The following is a 17,767-nucleotide window of genomic DNA, read 5'->3' as shown; positions in this document are numbered from 1 at the left end:
TTGGTCTAGCTGAAAATGGGGATTGACATCAAATAGCGGGTATTCTATATTATTAATTAACAATTAATCTCATTGATTTAATAGGAATTATGATTGATTGACCAGTTGACTGGAAATCAAGCCAAAGTGACGCCGTTCAGGCGAAGTGGCTTGATTTTTTTATTTTTTGGAAAGAAGGCGGTTCGGGCATGATCACCGTTACTAATCTGAACAAGAGCTACCGGACGCGCAGCGGAACGGTTCCGGCGCTTCAGGATATTAATCTTCAGATCGAGAAAGGTGAGATATTCGGCATCATCGGCTTCAGCGGTGCCGGGAAGTCCACACTGATCCGCTGTCTGAACCGGCTGGAGGAGCCGGATTCGGGCCGCATTGTGATCGGCGAGACGGTCATCACCAACCTTAAGGAGCGTGAACTTCGGCTGGCCCGCCGCAAGATCGGGATGATTTTTCAGCAGTTTAACTTGTTCGATTCCAAGACGGTATTCGAAAATGTCGCGTTTCCGCTGAAGGTGGCGGGTTATCCCAAGTCGGAGGTGAAGCGGCGCGTCGGGGACATTCTGGAGCTGGTGAAGCTTGCGAACAAGGCTAGCAGCTATCCTTCCCAGCTGAGCGGGGGGCAGAAGCAGCGGGTAGGCATAGCCAGGGCGCTGGCCGGAGAGCCGGACGTGCTGCTGTCGGACGAAGCGACCTCGGCGCTGGATCCGCAGACGACCTATTCCATTCTGGAGCTGCTCGGGGATATTAACCGCAACCTCGGCCTTACGATCGTGCTGATTACGCATGAAATGGATGTTCTCCGCCACATTTGCAGCGGCGCCGCCGTGATAGAGGGAGGACGCATCGTCGAGAGCGCTCCCGTCCGCCAGCTGTTTCAAGACCCGCAGAGCGATACGGCCAAGCGGTTCGCCGGAATTTTCGACTTCTACAAGAGCGGGCAGCACGGCGACACTCCGGAGCAGGAAAAGGAGGCTGTGCTGCGATGAGAGACGATCTGGCCGAATTGCTGTGGGAAGGATTGCGGGAGACGCTGTACATGGTGGCGTGGTCGTCGGTCTTCGCGCTGTTTCTGGGAACGCTGCTTGGGATTACGCTGGTCGTTACGGAGAAGGGAGGAATCCTCTCCGCTCCCGGAGTCAACCGGGTAATCAGCACCGCCATCAACGGCGTGCGCTCGATCCCCTTTATCATTCTGATTGTGATTTTGCTGCCGTTATCACGGCTGATTGTGGGCACAACGCTCGGCCCGACAGCGGCGATTGTCTCATTATCCATCGGCGCCGCCCCGTTTCTGGGAAGAATTATCGAGAATGCCCTGCGCGAAGTGGAGGACGGCAAGATCGAAGCGGCGAAATCGGTAGGCGCGGGGCCGTTCACCATCATTCTGCAGGTGCTTATACCCGAAGCTCTGCCCGCTCTGGTCCGGGGGATGACGATCGCCGTCATATCTATTACCGAATTCACGGCGGTGGCGGGAGCCATCGGCGCGGGGGGACTAGGGAGCCTGGCGATCCGCTTCGGCTATCAACGGTTCCGGACCGATATTTTGCTCGGTACAGTCCTTCTTATCATCTTGATTGTGCAGCTTATCCAATGGTCCGGCGACTATATCGCCCGCTCCATTGACCGGAGACGCTGCAAGAACGGCTAAAGCGTAGTAATACTTTTTTACATACATATTTCAGAGAAAGCAGGGATTGGGATGGCGAGAAAAAGAAACATATGGTTTGCGGCGGTCATTGTGGCGACAGGAATCCTGGCCGGCTGCGGATCGCAGAACGGAAACGGGGAGGCGGCGGCTCCGCAGGCCAGCACGGCTGCAAGTGAAGCGCCCAAGGAAGTAACAATCAAGGTAGGGGCGTCGGCTGTGCCGCATGCCGAGATTCTGGAGTTTATCAAGCCGAAGCTGAAAGAAGAAGGCGTCAATCTGGAGGTCGTTACGCTGGATGATGACGGACAGCTAAATCCTGCTCTCCAGGAGAAACAGATTGATGCCAACTACTTCCAGCACGTTCCTTATCTGGATTCCGTTAAGGGAGAGAAGGGCTATGATTTCGTAGTTACGGCTAAAGTTCATGTGGAACCGATCGGCTTCTACTCGGAGAAGCTGAAGAGCAAGGACGAAATCCCGCACGGCGCGAAAATCGGCATTCCGAACAATCCTTCCAACGAATACCGGGCGCTTGTCCTGCTTCAGCAGCAGGGGTTTATCAAGCTGAAGGATGGTATTACGACTTACGAGGCGACTCCCAAAGATATCGTGGATAACCCGCATAATCTGGAGTTTGTCGAAGCGGATGCCGCCACGCTGCCGCGTTCGCTGCCCGATCTGGACGGAGCGATCATTAATACCAACCTCGTCCTCGAGGCTAAAATCGATCCCAAGTCGGCGCTGTTCCGCGAAGACGCGAATTCTCCTTACGCCAACGTAGTGGTGGTCCGCAAGGGCGATGAGAACCGCGAGGAAATCAAGAAGCTGGATGAAGCCCTGACAAGTCCAGAGGTCAAAAAATTCATCGAAGATAAATACGGCGTAGCCGTTGTGCCTGCATTCTAAGAGTTCTTAGCAAAAACAAACAATACGGCCGGTCAAGGGGTTCATCCTTGGCCGGCCGGTTTCATTTTGGCCCACCGCATGTTTCCTCAGAAAAAAGCTTCACTTCCACTTCATATCCGCTATCCGTTTTACTTCGGTTTTCCCGCACAACTTTTGGTATAGTACAGATGGCGGAAATACCTTTAAATATTATAGTATCGTCCAGCATAACCCAACAGGAAGTGCCGATTTTAGAGATCCTAAAATCATTTGGCATGAACAAACCAAAAAGTGGGTCATGCTATTGGCAGAAAGAGATAAAGTGGGATTTTATACATCTTCCAACTTAAAAGACTGGGAGTATACTTCTTCTTTTGTAAGACAGGATATTGGAATTATTGAACAGATTTAGTGTCGGAGTCCTCCACCTCTAAGCCAACAGCGAAGGTGGGGTTAGACACGTTCGTTTTACCAAACATACGTTCTTGTGTTATGCTAGACTCATAAACCTTGCGATGGAGGCGTATCTCATGAAGGTGGTCAAAACACTCAAACATCCGATTACGTCTCACCATCGCATGCTGGATGCGACTCTCCATGTATACCAAGAGGCGCTGTCGTTTTTGATTACAGTCATTCAAGAGCAGTTTATGGCCTTGAAATCGTTATCCACTCAAGCGGTGGTGACAGCGGTAGAACGGCTGACTCATCGTACCAGGCACAACCCGGATCCACTCTACACCGAGTTTGATCAACGCTTTTATAAGTTTCCTTCGTACTTCCGCAGAAGTGCCATTGCCGAAGCGTTTGGTATTGTGAAAAGCCATCATTCCCGTTTTGAGCTTTGGCAAGCCGAGCGGCAACACGCCCAGCAAGAAGGGAAACGCTTTTCGAAGAAACCTCCGATACTCCAGGCCCAGCATCAGGCGTTCCCTTGCTTGTACAAAGGCAACATGTTCATACGAACCTCTCATACGACAGCCAACATCAAAGTATTTCATCAAGGTGACTGGGTCTGGCTCCCCATTACCTTTAAGGGGCAAGACCTATTTAAACGTAACGTGTGGAGCATGAAAGAATGCAGCCCCACATTGGTTCGAACAGGAAAACGCTATGCCCTTCATATCGCTTATGAAGGGGATGTGAAGCTGACTCAGACGGAACCTTCCAAACAGCGGGTGTGTGCCGTTGATTTAGGATTAACGAATTCCGCAGTTTGTTCCGTGATGGACGCAAGCGGCACTGTCTTGGCGAGGACCTTTATCAACCAAGCCAAAGAGAAAGACCGGATGCGCCAAATCACAGGCAAACTGAAACAAGCCCAGCGACAATCCGGTATAGGTACAAAACCGAATTTCTGGCGGCGGATAAACGGCTTACAGACGCATATCGTCCACGATACCGCACATCAAATCCTCGCCTTTGCCCAAAAGCACCGTGCAGATGTCATTGTCATGGAGTATTTAGGAAAGATGCGTCTGCCTAAAGGAACGTGGGGAGCCAAGCGGTTTCGTGCCAAGCTCCAGTTTTGGGCGAAACGGTGCATCCAAACGAAAGTGACCGAGATGGCGCATTTCTTGGGGATGCGGGTTTCCATGGTCAATCCGGCGAATACCAGTGCGCTTGCTTTTGACGGCAGTGGATTTGTACAACGCAACACAAAGCGGGATGTTGCTGTATTCACAACAGGCAAAATGTATCACGCAGACCTTAATGCCTCGTATAACATCGGCGCACGATACGTGCTACGTAATATACAAAAATCCACATCTGAAATGAGGTGGTTGTCCTTGGAGGCCAAAGACCCTTCATTGGCAAAACGAACGTATTGGACGTTGGCTTCCCTCATTAGGGTGCAACAGGCACTGAGACTTCAAACATGAAGCTCCCAAGCGTGTGCAACCCTGTATCGATGCCAACAGAAGCCCCCACTTCAGGCGTAAGCTAAGTGGGGGAGAGTTCAATGTCCTGATCTTTTTCAGCTGAACGTCGATGACAATAGCGATAATAAAAAATGGGTCTTGATGATCGGGGGAAACGGGTTTAATTATGGTTTAACAACAGGCTCCAGTTACTTTGTAGGTGATTTTGACGGAAGGGAGTTTTATGCTGTAACTAATGTCAAATGGCTGGAGCAGGGCGCAGACTCTTATACAGGGGTTACTTGGGATGCTCCGTATACAAATGGGAACTTCCGGTACTTCATTTCGTGGATGAATAATTGGAATTACGCAGGGAAGCTCCCGTGGGATACGTTTAATGGAAATGCGAGTATTGTAAGAGAAATACGGTTAAAAACAGCACCTGACGGATTAAAGCTGGTGCAAAAACCAGTGTGGAACCTTCTGGACGATTTTCCTATAATTATGGATATAAGAGGAGGAGATATACACACGGGTCAAGAGAATATTTTTAAAGATTTTCATGGACGTTCTTATTCTATTGAGACCCAAATAGATGTTGCAGATTTAACGGAAGGAAAGTTTGGGTTTGCTGTTAGAGATGGGGACGGGCAGCATGCAGATCTGACCTATGATAAATCAATAAATGAATTTGTGTTTAATAGGGAATATTCAAGGATCAAGGTTGATGTTGAAGAGTTCAACAGACCGCAAAGAGTGATTGTACACCCGAAAGAGGGGAAAATTAAGCTGGAAATATTAGTGGACAGGAATGCCGTCGAAGTATTCATCAATGACGGGGAATACGTGCTAAGTAATTTAATATTAAATGATTTGTCTTCAGATGGATTGAGACTATGGACAGATGGACATGTACATTTAGATTACCTAAAACTAAGGAATTCTAGTGAAATTACGATCAGTTAGTGCACTAAAACATAAAATCCAACAACAATAAAAACAGAGAGCTTTGCCCTTATACGTCCACCTGAATGGTTTAGCCGTGGTGGCGTTGAAGTAGTCAATAAACTGAAACACTTTTTTCTGTAGATTCAACGTGCTGGTGAAGCTGATGCGCTTGAGCAGACTGTGAACCAAAATGCTGAACCAAACCTCGGTCTGATTCAGCCAGGAATAGTGCTTGGGCGTGATTGACACACCCACCCAGACAACGTCATGTAAATCCGTCGAAACGTTGGAAATCAAGAGCTGTGCCGCCTAAAGCGGAGCTTGGTCTGTCTGGCATGCTCCACCAAGCGTGAGGCTAGCCCAATCAGATTCTTAATGACCGTTTTCACCCGTCTGTGATACACCTCATGCGTACCGGAGCATCCGGCTCTTGCAGTGAAATTTGCCCGATGGCTCGTAGCAGACTATAGGCAATCAAGCCTGCATACTGCACCAAATCGTTCGTGGCGAATGTCCTCGAGGGCAAGCATTCCAGGTTCAGGTCGGTCTTGAGTTCGCTGTGAAACTGTTCGCTCGTCGCATGGTCACCGTAGAGCTGGAGCACTTGCCATGGCGAACACGTCAGTGTGGTGAAAAACACTTGCGCCTCGATCCGCGGCGTCAGCAGAAGTTGCCCGTCCGCTTCCATGGTTCGCTCAATGACGTGATAAACCGCGCGAATCGGACGTTTCAGCTTCTTGTCCGTCCACGCCCTGGTACCGAGGTAGACTCGTTTGCCTTCCCGTTGTTCATAGCACATGCCGCCCTCCCTGGCGATCAGTAGTCATTCTTCCGGCAATTCCCGGCACAGGCTGCGCTTGACGATGAAATCGACGTGTTCCGTGAGACACACGTTCAAATTCAACGAGCGCCAAACTGGAATGAGCGGTCAGCCATTCCACGGACTGATCCAGCTAAAAACGAACGGGAACCATAGAGTATCTCCAAGGTGAGGATGAGAAAACGTGAATTTCTTCCTGTTTTCTTCAGTTTACTTCACCGGAGTTTACTTTTCTAACCTTTTCAAAATTTTGTTTCACGAATTCAGGCTCATATTAGATTCTCGCTGAATACCAGGTAGAGGTCTTTCGAAGGAAGTGGCAGCCCTCTTCAGTCAAAAGGTTATGTAAGTGGGGATTTAGCCTTAAGGGAATTGACTGGGAAGATCAACTTGCTGACGGGATTATTCTTCTGCTGGTTCAAGTGGTTTGGCAGCATGCAGTATGAGTGCCAACTCAATTCTGTCAACGGTTTCTGCTTGCATCGTCGGCAGCAAGAAGAAATAGCGTTTATCTGATCCCCGTCGTCGGCTTCGTCATCTTGCTGACTTCCTCAATCCGAAGTTTATGTCCCTCCAAAATAAACCTGTCGATGGTCTACACCTTCATCGTTCTGCTGTTCTCCGAGCATTATCTCGCGTCTAGGGTCTCATCCTGTGCATCCCAATTTCGTGTTTGTATTAGGATATTATGGATGTGAGTTGAAGAAAGCGGGTGAAGGAGTGTAGGGAGACTTGAGCTGGAAGACATTAAGTAATGATGGTATACACACTGCTTTTTCCAAAAAAATGGTAATCGGAAAATAAAGAATAATTCATAGATCAACGCCTTTACATCGCTCTTAGGGCGACGGTAGAGGCGTTTTATTTATACAAAAAGAAGATTGGAAAAGTGTAAATAGATATTTTAATAAGCTGAGGTAACACTGAACGGAAAATTTATGTATACAACTACATTGACATATGGAACAAAAAAGGATCATAATCACCAAGATCCCAAATTAGATATTTAATGGGATTTAAACTAATATAGGAAAGAATGGTGGCTATCTGGATACTATACGAATAATACTTCGATCATGTGATTATGTGAAAGGCTACATGAAATGGATATTGGCAATTTTATTTATCGTTACTGTTAACGTAGTTTTGAATATCGTCCAGCCGATTCTCTGGGGAAGTATGCTGGAATCGGTCATAAAATTAGAGGTTGAAAATTTTATAAGACTGATCTTTTGGTTGCTGGCTTTATATGTTACCGAAGCAATTGGATTGTATTTCCAAACCTTTCTAAGCACCTATGTGGTATGGCTTTAGAACATTAGGAGACATTGGCATGATATTGGAAGCCAGTTTGGTATGAACGTAGCCTTGATTGATAATGGGGTAGCCATAAACAATTATACGCGGAAGTACGTGTCTTCATTTCTTGAAATGAATGAATCATTCATGGAGTTTGTTGAACAAACCTCTCATGTTGATCCGGCAAGCCATGGAAGTGTTTGCGCTGGTATTATCAGGAACTCAACGGACAGGGTGAATCTGCACAGTCTTAAAATACTAGACAAGAATCTCAGTGCAAGTGCAGCAAAATTAATTAAAGCGCTTGAATGGTGTCAAAAGAATCGCATAGATATTATTAATTTAAGTCTGGGCACGACTAACAGTAAGGATTTCATAGAGATTCGACGTTGCATCAAACAGTTGGTTTCTAATGGGATTATTATTGTTGCCGCGATAAATAATAGGGGTACTTACACAATCCCTGCTTCTATGCCTGAGGTTATAGGGGTGTGTTCTCACAATAGCGATGATATAAAGATTATCGAGGATTCCATCATTGGAATCGATGTTGCCGCGTGTTCAAACCATTGGATTAGTTTGGACTATGATAAGGGAATACATACGCCCTACTGCAATAGCTTTGCGGTACCTGCTGTAACAGGACTACTATGTCAGTGGTTAGGTAGAAGGGAAAGCAATAATGAAGTCCATTTTGCTGAAACTCTCGAGAAGGTAGTCCGAAGTAAGCAGCAATCAGTGGCCGGGTTCTCAGATGAATCTATGGTCAAACTTAGTCTCACTTCAAAAATCTTTCGCGATTTTGCCGATGCAAAGATTAGGAAAAAGGTTCCCCTGATCGAGATATCATGCAAAAACGAAGACTTAAGTGAACTCAATCGATTGTTCTATAATGACAATCTGTTCCCTGTAGCTCTTAGTGGAGATACGTCTATTGAAAATTTTAAAAAAAAGAAATTATATCACATAATTCAAAGCTTAAGCAGTTTCTTTGATTGTGACTTGTTTTTCTTGCATTATTTACCGACGCAGCTGAGTAGAAAAGACATATTTTTGAGGGTGGACGAGTCGGGCATCCATCTGACTTGTAAGAGACGATTCCAGAAACTTGAGATGAGCCTCCAATCTCTTAAAGAGGCCTATCAAACTATTCTAGATTTATTGACATGAAGGATGATGGTCATGAACGCTTTGGAAATGAGGCAGGTCTCCAAGAAGTATTGGATCCATACGAACCGGAACACCATGGTACTGAACAACATCGATATTGTCCTAGGGAAGAATGAATTCGTAGGAATAATGGGGACCTCGGGCAGCGGGAAAACTACTCTATTGAATGTGGCATCCGGTATCGATAAGTGCGATGGGGGAGATATTTTCATCGGCGGCCAGAATATCTGTGCGATGAAGAAGAATGAGCTATCCTTGTTTCGCAGAAACCATATCGGCATGGTATTTCAGGATTTCAATCTGCTCAGCAGCTTGACGGTCCGCGAGAACATTATGGTCCCTCTTATTCTGGACAAGAATACCGAGAAATTGGAGGGGGACGATGTGGAGCGTCTGGCCAAAATGCTGGATATTGGCTCTATTCTCGATCAGTATCCGTATGAAATTTCCGGTGGTCAGCAGCAGAGAGCCGCTATTTGCCGTGCAATCATCAACGATCCCGAGATCTTATTCGCCGACGAGCCTACTGGGAACCTGGATTCCCAATCCTCTAAAAGGGTCCTTTCCTATTTCGAGTTGATCCATCAGACCCGTGAAGCGAGCATTCTCATGGTTACGCACGATCCCTTTTCCGCCCGGCACTGTCAGAGAGTGATTTTTCTGCAAGACGGCTCTGTGCTTGGAGAGATCAGCAGACAGAGCAGCGATAAGGAGAGCTTTATGAATCGAATTCTGGATGTGTTGCAAAGAGGTCATATATGAAAACGATCGCTTTCAAAATGTTTAGGGCGAACATGCAGCAATATCGTCTATTCATCCTGTGCAATCTGGCATCCGTCGCAATTTCATACAGCTTCATCGCCATAGCTGCCAATAAACCTTTCAAAGACCCTACTATAGTCGATTCCATGGTTTCCAGTAATATTTACGCTCCGACGGCGCTGGTCGTTTTGTTCAGTTGTCTATTTATTCCATATACTCATAGCGTCTTTATGAAGGTCCGGTCGAAGGAGTACGGTATCCTGCTGACGCTTGGCATGACGGAGAGCGAAGCTAGGATTCAAGTCTTGATCGAGAATATGGTGCTGTGCGTCCTTTTTCTGCTATCCGGGTTAGGCGTGGGCACCCTGCTGTCTTTGTTTTTCTGGGGAATGATTCGGTATGGAATTGGAATCCATGGCATACAGATTAAGGTCTCCCTCGTAGCGTATAAAGTGACGGCGCTGTATGTGGGAGGTGTATTTCTGCTGTCCCTTGCCTTCAATCTTCTGAGCATGCTGAAGAGCACTATACTGGAGAAAATCAAATATACGGACAAGACGGAGAGTGGCGGCCGTGCCAAGGTGTGGCTGTGTGCGGCCGGCGTCGGCTTAACGGTGGCTTCCTTTGCCGTCATGGTTCTCTTTTATCATATCCACAGCAATATTTGGTTCGTCAGCTTGTTGGTGTGCGTGTTGGGCTCGGTACTGATTTTTTTCAATGGAGGCGCCTTGATTGATTACTACAAACTCAAGCGGCCTCAGTCCTACTTAAGGCAGCTCTTCCTGCTATCCGACATCAAATATTACTATCGCAAAAACCGCACGATCTTCTTTGTGACGAGCTGGATCTTCTTTGCAATCCTTTTCTTTATGATGTTCAGTCTGATCACTTATCCCAATTTCACTCATAATGCGGTTACCTATCACCCTTACCATATGGTCTATACGGAAATCACAGGCAGCTACCGACCACTGGGAGACAAAGATGTCCGGCAAATTGCAGAGTCTCATGGGAATCGGGTTATCCGGGAGGATAGCGTAAAATTTGTGAGGAACGAGCTCTACACGATCTTTGATGTTGCGGATATCGACAAGCTGTTGGCGAAGAGATACAGCGTTCAGCGGGGCTCGGTCCTCTATGTGTATCCATATGATGTTAAAGACGGCTATGAGCATGTGACGGACGGGAAGCTTGCCGACCTTCGGATCGATTCGCCTGAGGGCGCAAGATCCTTCTCTATCCAGGATTCTGTAATGGACCCTTTGTTCGGACAGATCAACAGTATATCCGACCGTATTTTGCTGGTCAACACGCAGGATTACTCCTGGTTTACTACACATAGCGACAGCTATAAAATCGGCGGGTTTCTGCACGCCTATAATTTTGCTGATTGGCGGCATTCGAAGGACATCGTAGAGGAGGTGGCGAAGAAGCTGCACAAGCAGAACGGGGGCGATCCACTAGATCGTTTTTATCAGGTCAGTTCCCGAACAGCGGCTTACCGAACGGCGCATCAAAGCTCCAATTTTCTGACGTTTGTCGTGTTGTATGCCTGTCTGCTGTTGTATTTCTCCGCTATTGCCATGATCCATTTCAAGTTGAAGATGGAATCCATGAGTGACAACAGGCGGTATCGAAGTCTGCACCGAATTGGATTGCTGGAAGATGAACTGAAGACCATGGTCGACCGAAAAATCCGCGTCATTTTTGGAGTCCCGTTTGCTTATGCCGCGGTCCTTACGATTGCGTATAGCTACTACACCAACAGCTCCTACGGCTACGGCCTGATCGGCCTGGCCTGTGGTGCTCTGACCGTATCGGCCTTTCTTCTGCTGCATGCTGCTGTATACCGCCGCTATTCTCAAAGCTCCTCCCGTCAGGCGACGGCAGGAATATCGCAGTTCAAGGGGTAGCCCATTCTATGTTGTTTTGTTGTAACCGAAGAACGATTTTGAACTACTCTTCCAGCCGAAACGGTACTGGGTTGCTTTTTACAGACACTGTATTCGTTTTACAGGGCTCTCCATATACAGCAGCAATGCGTTGCAAATATCTTCATGCATACGGGCGACTTGGAATGATTGTTTGTTCCAATTCTGATCAATAGAGTCCTTCGACTGCCGTTTTCGTCCATGGCTATTTCCTCCAAGCTGTGGAGAAAATATTGGAGTACAGTTATCATGGCGTTTGCAGGCCGCGCGTCTATGGGTAATGTACAACAGAATGCCTCAAAGGAGACGTTATGTCCGATGAACTATGAAATTGTGCATACGAATACGTTCACATATGAAACACAAGTCGATCAAAGCTTGAATACGATCCGGCTTAAACCCTTGACGGATGAAGTACAGCGGCTGCTGATGTACCGGGCGGAGATCACGCCGGCTTCCCTGACCCAAGAATATACCGATCTGTGGGGCAATCAGGTGGAGACTTTTTTTATACCCGAGAAGCATAATCTGCTGGAAGTGAAGACCACGTCGGTCGTGAGCATTCAGCGAGGTTCCTTTATCTATGAAATCCAGTATTCGAAGCGGATGCAGGATATTTTTCATTCCCAGCAATTCCGTCAGCATTATCTGTCCTTTCTGAACGAGACCGACTATACCCTGCTGCTCCCGGAGCAGTTGTCGGAAGTGAATCGCGGGCTGGGCGAGATGGACAATCCCGTGCAGTACGCTTTACGGGTCATGAGGTATGTATACGAAACGTTCACCTATTGCGGGGAGGTGACAAGTGTGAACACGCTGGCCCGGCAGGCTTTTGAGCTGAAAAAAGGGGTGTGCCAGGATCTGGCTCATGTCATGATCGGCATCCTGCGTGCGTGCCGCATCCCGGCCCGGTATGTCAGCGGGTATTTGTACGTCGGCGAAGATTCCGCCCTTAAAGGCGATGCGGCCACTCACGCTTGGGTCGAGGTGATGGTGCCCGGCATCGGCTGGGTCGGCCTGGACCCGACCAACAATGTGGAGGCGCTGGACAATCACATCCGCGTCGGAACAGGCCGCGATTATGCTGACGTCAGCCCTCTGCAGGGCGTTTATCGCGGAGGCAGCAGCACGCTGGACGTCGGCGTGTCCGTGACGCTGCTGGAGCATCCGGGGGAATGACGCCGGAACGGTGCGGGCGAATGCAGCTTGCGGTGCCGCTTGAGCAGGCCGCCGCTGTCCCTGCCCGGCCGCCGTCCCATCCCCCCGGCGGGGGAGAATACGGCAGTCGATTGGCACCGCGGGCGCGAACAATCGGGCTAACGTCCCGCCTCGTATTCCGGCCGTAAGATCGACAGGATATGTTCCGACTCGAACCCGTTTTCCGTCATAACGCAGTCTCGAAGTGTGCCCTCATAAACAAAGCCGACGGTTTCATAAAGATGCCGCGCTCGAACATTATGCTCCCGGACATCCAGCCACAGCCGATGAACCGGGGTGCTGCGAAAAAGCCAGCGGATAAGCAGCGGCAGCATCTCTTTGCCGTATCCGCGGCCCTTGCGCTCGATGACAATGCGCTGGATGCAGACGGAAAGATTAGCGTTTTGAAGGCCGGTTACGATCACGTACCCCGCCGGCTCCCCCATGTCCGTCTCGATGACCAGATGCAGCATCCCGGCATCATGCAGCGCGGCGCGGTGCTGCTCCGCCGTCCATTGGCCGATAAACGGCCGGTTGTCCTCACTTCTTTCAGCGGCCAGCACGAATTCCAGATCCTTCTCCTCGGTCTTCCTCAGCGAGAGGATATTCGAATGAATCCGCATGAGTCTCCCTCCTTTTTTGATAAAAATATAGCATATTAACAAAACTATAACTGTAAATCTTCGTGTGATATAATAAAGAATCTCCATAATTTTGAACAAGAATGAGGGCAAGCCATGGATTCCATCAATCAGCCCCCAAGGCCGCCGCAAAAGGCGACAATCGCCGATGTAGCCAAGGCCGCCGGGGTTTCCAAGACGACCATTTCCCGCTATTTGAGCGGTGACTATAAATCGATTTCAGATGCAACTCTGCAAAGAATTAAACAAAGCGTGAAAGAGCTCCGCTACCGCCCGAGCCGGCTGGCCCGGGGCCTGCGCCAGGACCGCAGCTATTCCATCGGCATGATCTTCGCAGACATTTCCAACCCCTTCTCCACCTCCGTTCTGAAGGGGGCCGAGGACGTGTGCACGAAACAGGGGTACAGCATGATTGTGTGCAATACGGATAACGATCCCGAGAAGGAAAAAAATTATATCGCGATGATGCATGCCCAGCGCGTTGACGGGCTGATCATCCACCCGACCGGACAGAACCTGGAGAATCTGCGGGAACTCTCGGAGGACCAAATTCCGATCGTATTGATCGACCGCAGAATCCCGGGACTTAAAGTCGATACGGTAGGGACAGATAATGAACAGGCCATGATCGAAGCGACGGGGCATTTTCTTGATCAAGGATTTGAGCGGATCGGCTTCTTCTCGCAGCCGATTCAGCGTGTCAGCTCCCGGATTGAGCGGGCCCAGACCTTTGTCCGGATTCTGTCTGCGGCCGGACATCCCAGCGTCGACGATATTTACGAATATGAGCCCCGGATTCAGGGGCAGTTCGACGAACAACTGGACCGGTTTATTGCCGAGACGCAGGGTCAATACCGCATGATTTTTGCGGTCAATGTAGTAACCCAGCTCAAATTGATCAATGCTCTGCAGAAGCGGGGGCTCCGCATCCCCGAAGATGTCGGCTTTGCCGGTGTTGACGATTCGGAGTGGGCGCCCGTGGTCGGTTCCGGACTCACAACGATTGCGCAGCCGACCTTTGAGATTGGCAATAAGGCGATGGAGCGGATTCTGGAGCGGATAGCCGGCGATAACGGACCGGAGCAGCATTTTGCCTTGTCTGCGAATTTGATCACAAGAGGTTCAACTCCATCAAGAAATGCTAAGATCCTGTGAACTGTATTGACGGAGGAGCCTCCCCTCATGTATCTTTATGCCAGTGGAACCGATACCGATAACCGATTCCATTCCTAATCGATTAGCGTAGGTTGTGAAAAGTGTCACTTAGGGTCGCTTGAATGATAAGCGGCTCATCTTTAGAAGTTGAATGGAACCGATACCGTTTATCGATACCATTGAGTTTTCTAAAGGTTAGAATGGCTATTTTTTGACTAAAGGAGAATTTGGGATGACTCAGGTATTTACGACGACGGCTTCCCTCGGCCCGCTGGCCGCAGACGGGGGACAAGAATTATGTGTCCCGGTAGCCATAGCCGCAGGATGCGCCGGTATTGAAATTCGCAGAGAGCTGTTCCGGGAGGAAACTCCCCGCCTGGACGATCTGAGTGACTTGATCAGGAAGGGCCAGCTTGTAAGCGTTTATTCGGCACCTATTGAGCTGTGGAAAGCGGATGGTTCGCTGAATGTGGAGAAGCTGGATGTTGTGATACCGGAGGCGCTGTCAATCGGAGCGGTATGGCTCAAGACTTCGCTTGGGCATTACAAATCCGGAGTGTCGGATCTCGAAGGGCTGAAGAAGTATTGGAATAGCCTTGTTTCCGACTCGGACGCTTTGGAATTGACGGTTGAGAATGACCAAACTCTTCATGGCGGTAATGTAGCAAAGCTTCGTAAGTTTTTTGAGGATTGCCAAGAAGCGGGGCTGTTTATCCAGATGACCTTTGATATTGGCAACTGGAACTTTACCGAAGAAGAAGCCATGAAAGCGGCGGCGGAACTAAATAAATATGTCGGCTATATTCATTTAAAACATGTAGAGAAAATCGATGGGAAACTGGTAACTCTGGGACTGCCGGAAGATAAAGATAGCCTATGGCGTAGCATTCTGGACCTGCTCCCGCGCGATGTGCCGCGCACAATTGAGTTTCCAGTTGAAGGTGAAGATGTTGAAGGGGTTCTGCGGAAGTATGTATCCATGATTTCGGAGGCGTAGCCTTTACGCTTCCGAAGCGGGTGCGAATCGCACCAAGAAAGAAAACGCTGTCAATGTGTTGGTCTTCGATTTCAAAGCAAGTTTTGCGAAGTGCACACTGAAAGCAGATGCTGTCAAAACTTTTGGTCTACGCTTCCGAAGCAAGTTTTGCGAAGTACAGACTGAAAGCAGATGCTGTCAAAACTTTTAGGAGGAATGGTTATGAAATCATGCGATGTTGTAACATTCGGAGAAGCCATGGCTATGTTCATCGCTGATCGTCCGGGCGAGCTGCATCAAATTGAAAAATTTACGAAAGCTCTGGCCGGAGCAGAAACAAATGTCTCGATCGGTCTGGCCCGACTCGGCTTTGGCATGCGGTGGATCAGCAAAATCGGAAACGACGCATTTGGTAAATTCATTGTCGAAGCTCTCCGCAAAGAGAATGTAGATGTGGATGCGGTGTTTGTAGATGATCGTTATCCGACGGGATTCCAGATGAAATCCAAGGTGCTGGACGGCGATCCGCAGGTTCAGTATTTCCGCAAAGGCTCTGCCGCCAGCACAATCTGCCCGGGAGATGTCGACATGAGCTTCTTTACCTCGGCAAAGCATCTCCATTTGACAGGGATTCCGGCAGCTATCTCGTCCTGCGCTCGCGAGCTCTCCTTTGAAGCGATCAAAGCGATGAGAGCAGAGGGCCGGAGCATTTCATTCGACGTTAACCTGCGGCCGAAGCTGTGGGGCAGCGAAGCCGAAATGATCGAAACGGTCAACGCGCTTGCTGTTCAAGCGGACTGGGTTCTTCCGGGCATGGGAGAAGGCAAGCTGCTCACCGGTTATTCCAACCACAGAGATATTGCAGCCTACTATCTGGACCGCGGAGTACAACTCGTGGCTGTGAAGCTTGGACCGGAAGGCGCGTATTACCGCACTCCGACCGAAGAAGGCATTGTCGAAGGTTTCAAAGTGCAGGCTGTCGATACGGTCGGTGCCGGAGACGGATTTGCAGTAGGTTTAATCAGCGGTCTGCTTGACGGCCTGTCGGTAAGCGAAGCGGTACGCCGCGGAAACGCCATCGGAGCTCTTGCCGTAACAGCGGAAGGCGATTCGGAAGGTCTTCCAACCCGCGGACAGCTGTCAGCTTTTATGGAAGCATCCGTTATTATTTAATGAGGAGAGAATTGGAAAATGGAAAATAAATTGCTGGCTCCAAGCCGATGGTTAAAACTGATTCCTGTTATTTTTTTCACATATAGCTTGGCTTACCTGGACCGCGCCAACTACAGCTTCGGTTCGGCATCGGGTATGGCAGATGATTTGCACATAACACCATCCGCTTCTTCGCTGCTCGGAGCGCTGTTCTTCCTGGGTTACTTCTTCTTTCAAATTCCCGGCGCTACTTACGCAGCCAAGAGAAGTGCCAAGAAGCTCGTGTTCTTCTGTCTTATCTTGTGGGGCTCCTGTGCTGCTGCGACCGGTCTCGTCAATGATATCCGGGTCCTCTATGTCATCCGGTTTACACTTGGAGTCGTAGAAAGCGCTGTAATGCCGGCGATGCTCGTCTTCCTCAGCAACTGGTTCACCAAAAGCGAACGTTCCCGTGCAAATACGTTCCTGATTCTCGGTAATCCCGTTACAGTACTCTGGATGTCCATCGTATCCGGATATCTGGTGCATGGCCTCGGCTGGCGCCACATGTTCATCATCGAAGGCTTGCCTTCCGTAATTTGGGCCTTCTTCTGGTGGAAGCTTGTCAAGGACAAACCGGCCGAAGCCAAATGGTTGTCTGACGCTGAAAAGAAAGATCTTGAACAAGCGCTTCTGGAAGAACAAAAGGGTATGAAAGAAGTTAAGAACTACCGCGAAGCGTTTAAAAACCCGAAAGTTATTATGCTGTCTATCCAATATTTCTTCTGGAGTATCGGTGTTTACGGTTTCGTAATGTGGCTTCCTTCTATTATTAAAGAGTCGTCTGGTATGGGAATTGTCAATGCAGGCTGGCTGTCCTCGGTTCCGTACCTGGCTGCCATCATCGGTATGCTTGGCGTATCTTACTACGCAGACCGCACCATGAACCGCAAAGGCGCTGTATGGGTTTGTCTGCTGGTCGGCGCAATCGCCTTCTATGGTTCCTATTTGATCGGAGCTTCGAACTTCTGGCTTTCCTACTCGCTGCTGGTTATCGCCGGAGGAGCGATGTATGCACCTTATGGACCTTTCTTCGCGATCATTCCGGAGCTTCTGCCGAAGAACGTTTCGGGCGGCGCGATGGCGCTGATCAACAGCTTCGGTGCACTTGGATCTTTTGCAGGCTCGTACGTTGTTGGTTACCTGAACGGCTCCACCGGTTCGCCTGACGCTTCCTTTATCTTCATGTCGCTGGCGCTTGTTGTATCCGTTGTAATGACCATTGTTGTAAAAACGCCTAAGGGAAACGCTCCTGACGGTGAAAAATTGGCCGCTTAAT

General features: G+C 49.0%; 16 protein-coding genes and 1 pseudogene. 15 read left to right on the top strand and 2 right to left on the bottom strand.

Annotated elements, in window-relative coordinates:
- The first annotated feature begins 188 nt into the window (after positions 1-188).
- The 7 genes and pseudogenes from PSAB_RS23150 to PSAB_RS26405 all read left to right on the top strand — a co-directional run bounded on the left by PSAB_RS23150 (position 189) and on the right by PSAB_RS26405 (position 5,364).
- The gene (locus tag PSAB_RS23150; protein ID WP_025336936.1) at positions 189-986 is read left to right on the top strand and encodes a methionine ABC transporter ATP-binding protein; all 798 of its coding nucleotides are present in this window, start codon (positions 189-191) and stop codon (positions 984-986) included.
- Complete coding sequence (locus PSAB_RS23145) at positions 983-1,651, top strand: methionine ABC transporter permease (RefSeq protein ID WP_025336935.1); 669 nt, start codon at positions 983-985, stop codon at positions 1,649-1,651. The genes PSAB_RS23150 and PSAB_RS23145 overlap by 4 nt, the downstream gene beginning before the upstream one ends.
- 51 nt (positions 1,652-1,702) lie before the next feature.
- Positions 1,703-2,557: a MetQ/NlpA family ABC transporter substrate-binding protein gene (locus tag PSAB_RS23140; protein WP_025336934.1), complete on the top strand. Its 855-nt coding sequence runs from the start codon at positions 1,703-1,705 to the stop codon at positions 2,555-2,557.
- A 22-nt stretch (positions 2,558-2,579) separates the two neighbouring features.
- Positions 2,580-2,948 (top strand): glycoside hydrolase family protein, encoded by a 369-nt coding sequence (locus PSAB_RS25610; protein WP_084266598.1) that lies wholly within the window; start codon positions 2,580-2,582, stop codon positions 2,946-2,948.
- A gap of 118 nt (positions 2,949-3,066) precedes the next feature.
- On the top strand, positions 3,067-4,419 hold the full coding sequence (locus PSAB_RS23135; protein ID WP_025336933.1) for an RNA-guided endonuclease TnpB family protein: 1,353 nt from the start codon (positions 3,067-3,069) through the stop codon (positions 4,417-4,419).
- Between the two features lie 87 nt (positions 4,420-4,506).
- A pseudogene (locus PSAB_RS26410) lies at positions 4,507-4,857 on the top strand (glycoside hydrolase family protein); the annotation flags it as partial.
- A gap of 45 nt (positions 4,858-4,902) precedes the next feature.
- On the top strand, positions 4,903-5,364 hold the full coding sequence (locus tag PSAB_RS26405; protein ID WP_264370912.1) for a glycoside hydrolase family 32 C-terminal domain-containing protein: 462 nt from the start codon (positions 4,903-4,905) through the stop codon (positions 5,362-5,364).
- Positions 5,365-5,731: 367 nt separating this feature from the next.
- On the opposite strand, the gene PSAB_RS23125 is transcribed toward PSAB_RS26405, so the two are convergent.
- A complete protein-coding gene (locus PSAB_RS23125) occupies positions 5,732-6,145 on the bottom strand; it encodes a hypothetical protein (RefSeq protein WP_025336931.1) in 414 nt (137 codons plus the stop codon).
- A 1,377-nt stretch (positions 6,146-7,522) separates the two neighbouring features.
- On the opposite strand from PSAB_RS23125, the gene PSAB_RS23115 reads away from it, so the two are divergent.
- From PSAB_RS23115 to PSAB_RS23095, 4 genes are all read left to right on the top strand, one after another.
- On the top strand, positions 7,523-8,635 hold the full coding sequence (locus PSAB_RS23115) for a S8 family serine peptidase (protein WP_025336929.1): 1,113 nt from the start codon (positions 7,523-7,525) through the stop codon (positions 8,633-8,635).
- 12 nt (positions 8,636-8,647) lie between these two features.
- Complete coding sequence (locus tag PSAB_RS23110; RefSeq protein ID WP_025336928.1) at positions 8,648-9,397, top strand: ABC transporter ATP-binding protein; 750 nt, start codon at positions 8,648-8,650, stop codon at positions 9,395-9,397.
- Entirely contained in the window at positions 9,394-11,310 is a 1,917-nt protein-coding gene (locus PSAB_RS25230; RefSeq protein ID WP_084266597.1) for an FtsX-like permease family protein, read from the top strand. The genes PSAB_RS23110 and PSAB_RS25230 overlap by 4 nt, the downstream gene beginning before the upstream one ends.
- A 336-nt stretch (positions 11,311-11,646) precedes the next feature.
- Positions 11,647-12,507 (top strand): transglutaminase family protein, encoded by an 861-nt coding sequence (locus PSAB_RS23095; protein ID WP_025336927.1) that lies wholly within the window; start codon positions 11,647-11,649, stop codon positions 12,505-12,507.
- Positions 12,508-12,644: 137 nt separating this feature from the next.
- Here the strand turns inward: PSAB_RS23095 and PSAB_RS23090 are convergent, their stop codons facing one another.
- Entirely contained in the window at positions 12,645-13,148 is a 504-nt protein-coding gene (locus PSAB_RS23090; protein ID WP_025336926.1) for a GNAT family N-acetyltransferase, read from the bottom strand.
- A 114-nt stretch (positions 13,149-13,262) separates the two neighbouring features.
- On the opposite strand from PSAB_RS23090, the gene PSAB_RS23085 reads away from it, so the two are divergent.
- The 4 genes from PSAB_RS23085 to PSAB_RS23070 all read left to right on the top strand — a co-directional run bounded on the left by PSAB_RS23085 (position 13,263) and on the right by PSAB_RS23070 (position 17,766).
- Complete coding sequence (locus PSAB_RS23085) at positions 13,263-14,321, top strand: LacI family DNA-binding transcriptional regulator (RefSeq protein WP_025336925.1); 1,059 nt, start codon at positions 13,263-13,265, stop codon at positions 14,319-14,321.
- Between the two features lie 232 nt (positions 14,322-14,553).
- A complete protein-coding gene (locus PSAB_RS23080) occupies positions 14,554-15,318 on the top strand; it encodes a hypothetical protein (protein ID WP_025336924.1) in 765 nt (254 codons plus the stop codon).
- 201 nt (positions 15,319-15,519) lie between these two features.
- Positions 15,520-16,470 (top strand): sugar kinase, encoded by a 951-nt coding sequence (locus tag PSAB_RS23075; RefSeq protein ID WP_025336923.1) that lies wholly within the window; start codon positions 15,520-15,522, stop codon positions 16,468-16,470.
- Positions 16,471-16,488: 18 nt separating this feature from the next.
- Positions 16,489-17,766 (top strand): MFS transporter, encoded by a 1,278-nt coding sequence (locus PSAB_RS23070; protein ID WP_025336922.1) that lies wholly within the window; start codon positions 16,489-16,491, stop codon positions 17,764-17,766.
- The last annotated feature ends 1 nt before the right edge of the window (position 17,767 follow it).

The sequence above is a fragment of the Paenibacillus sabinae T27 genome (genome assembly GCF_000612505.1).
Lineage (GTDB): Bacteria > Bacillota > Bacilli > Paenibacillales > Paenibacillaceae > Paenibacillus_AQ > Paenibacillus_AQ sabinae.
Note: the sequence above shows the minus strand (reverse complement) of the source record. Positions and strands in the feature narration are given on the sequence as shown.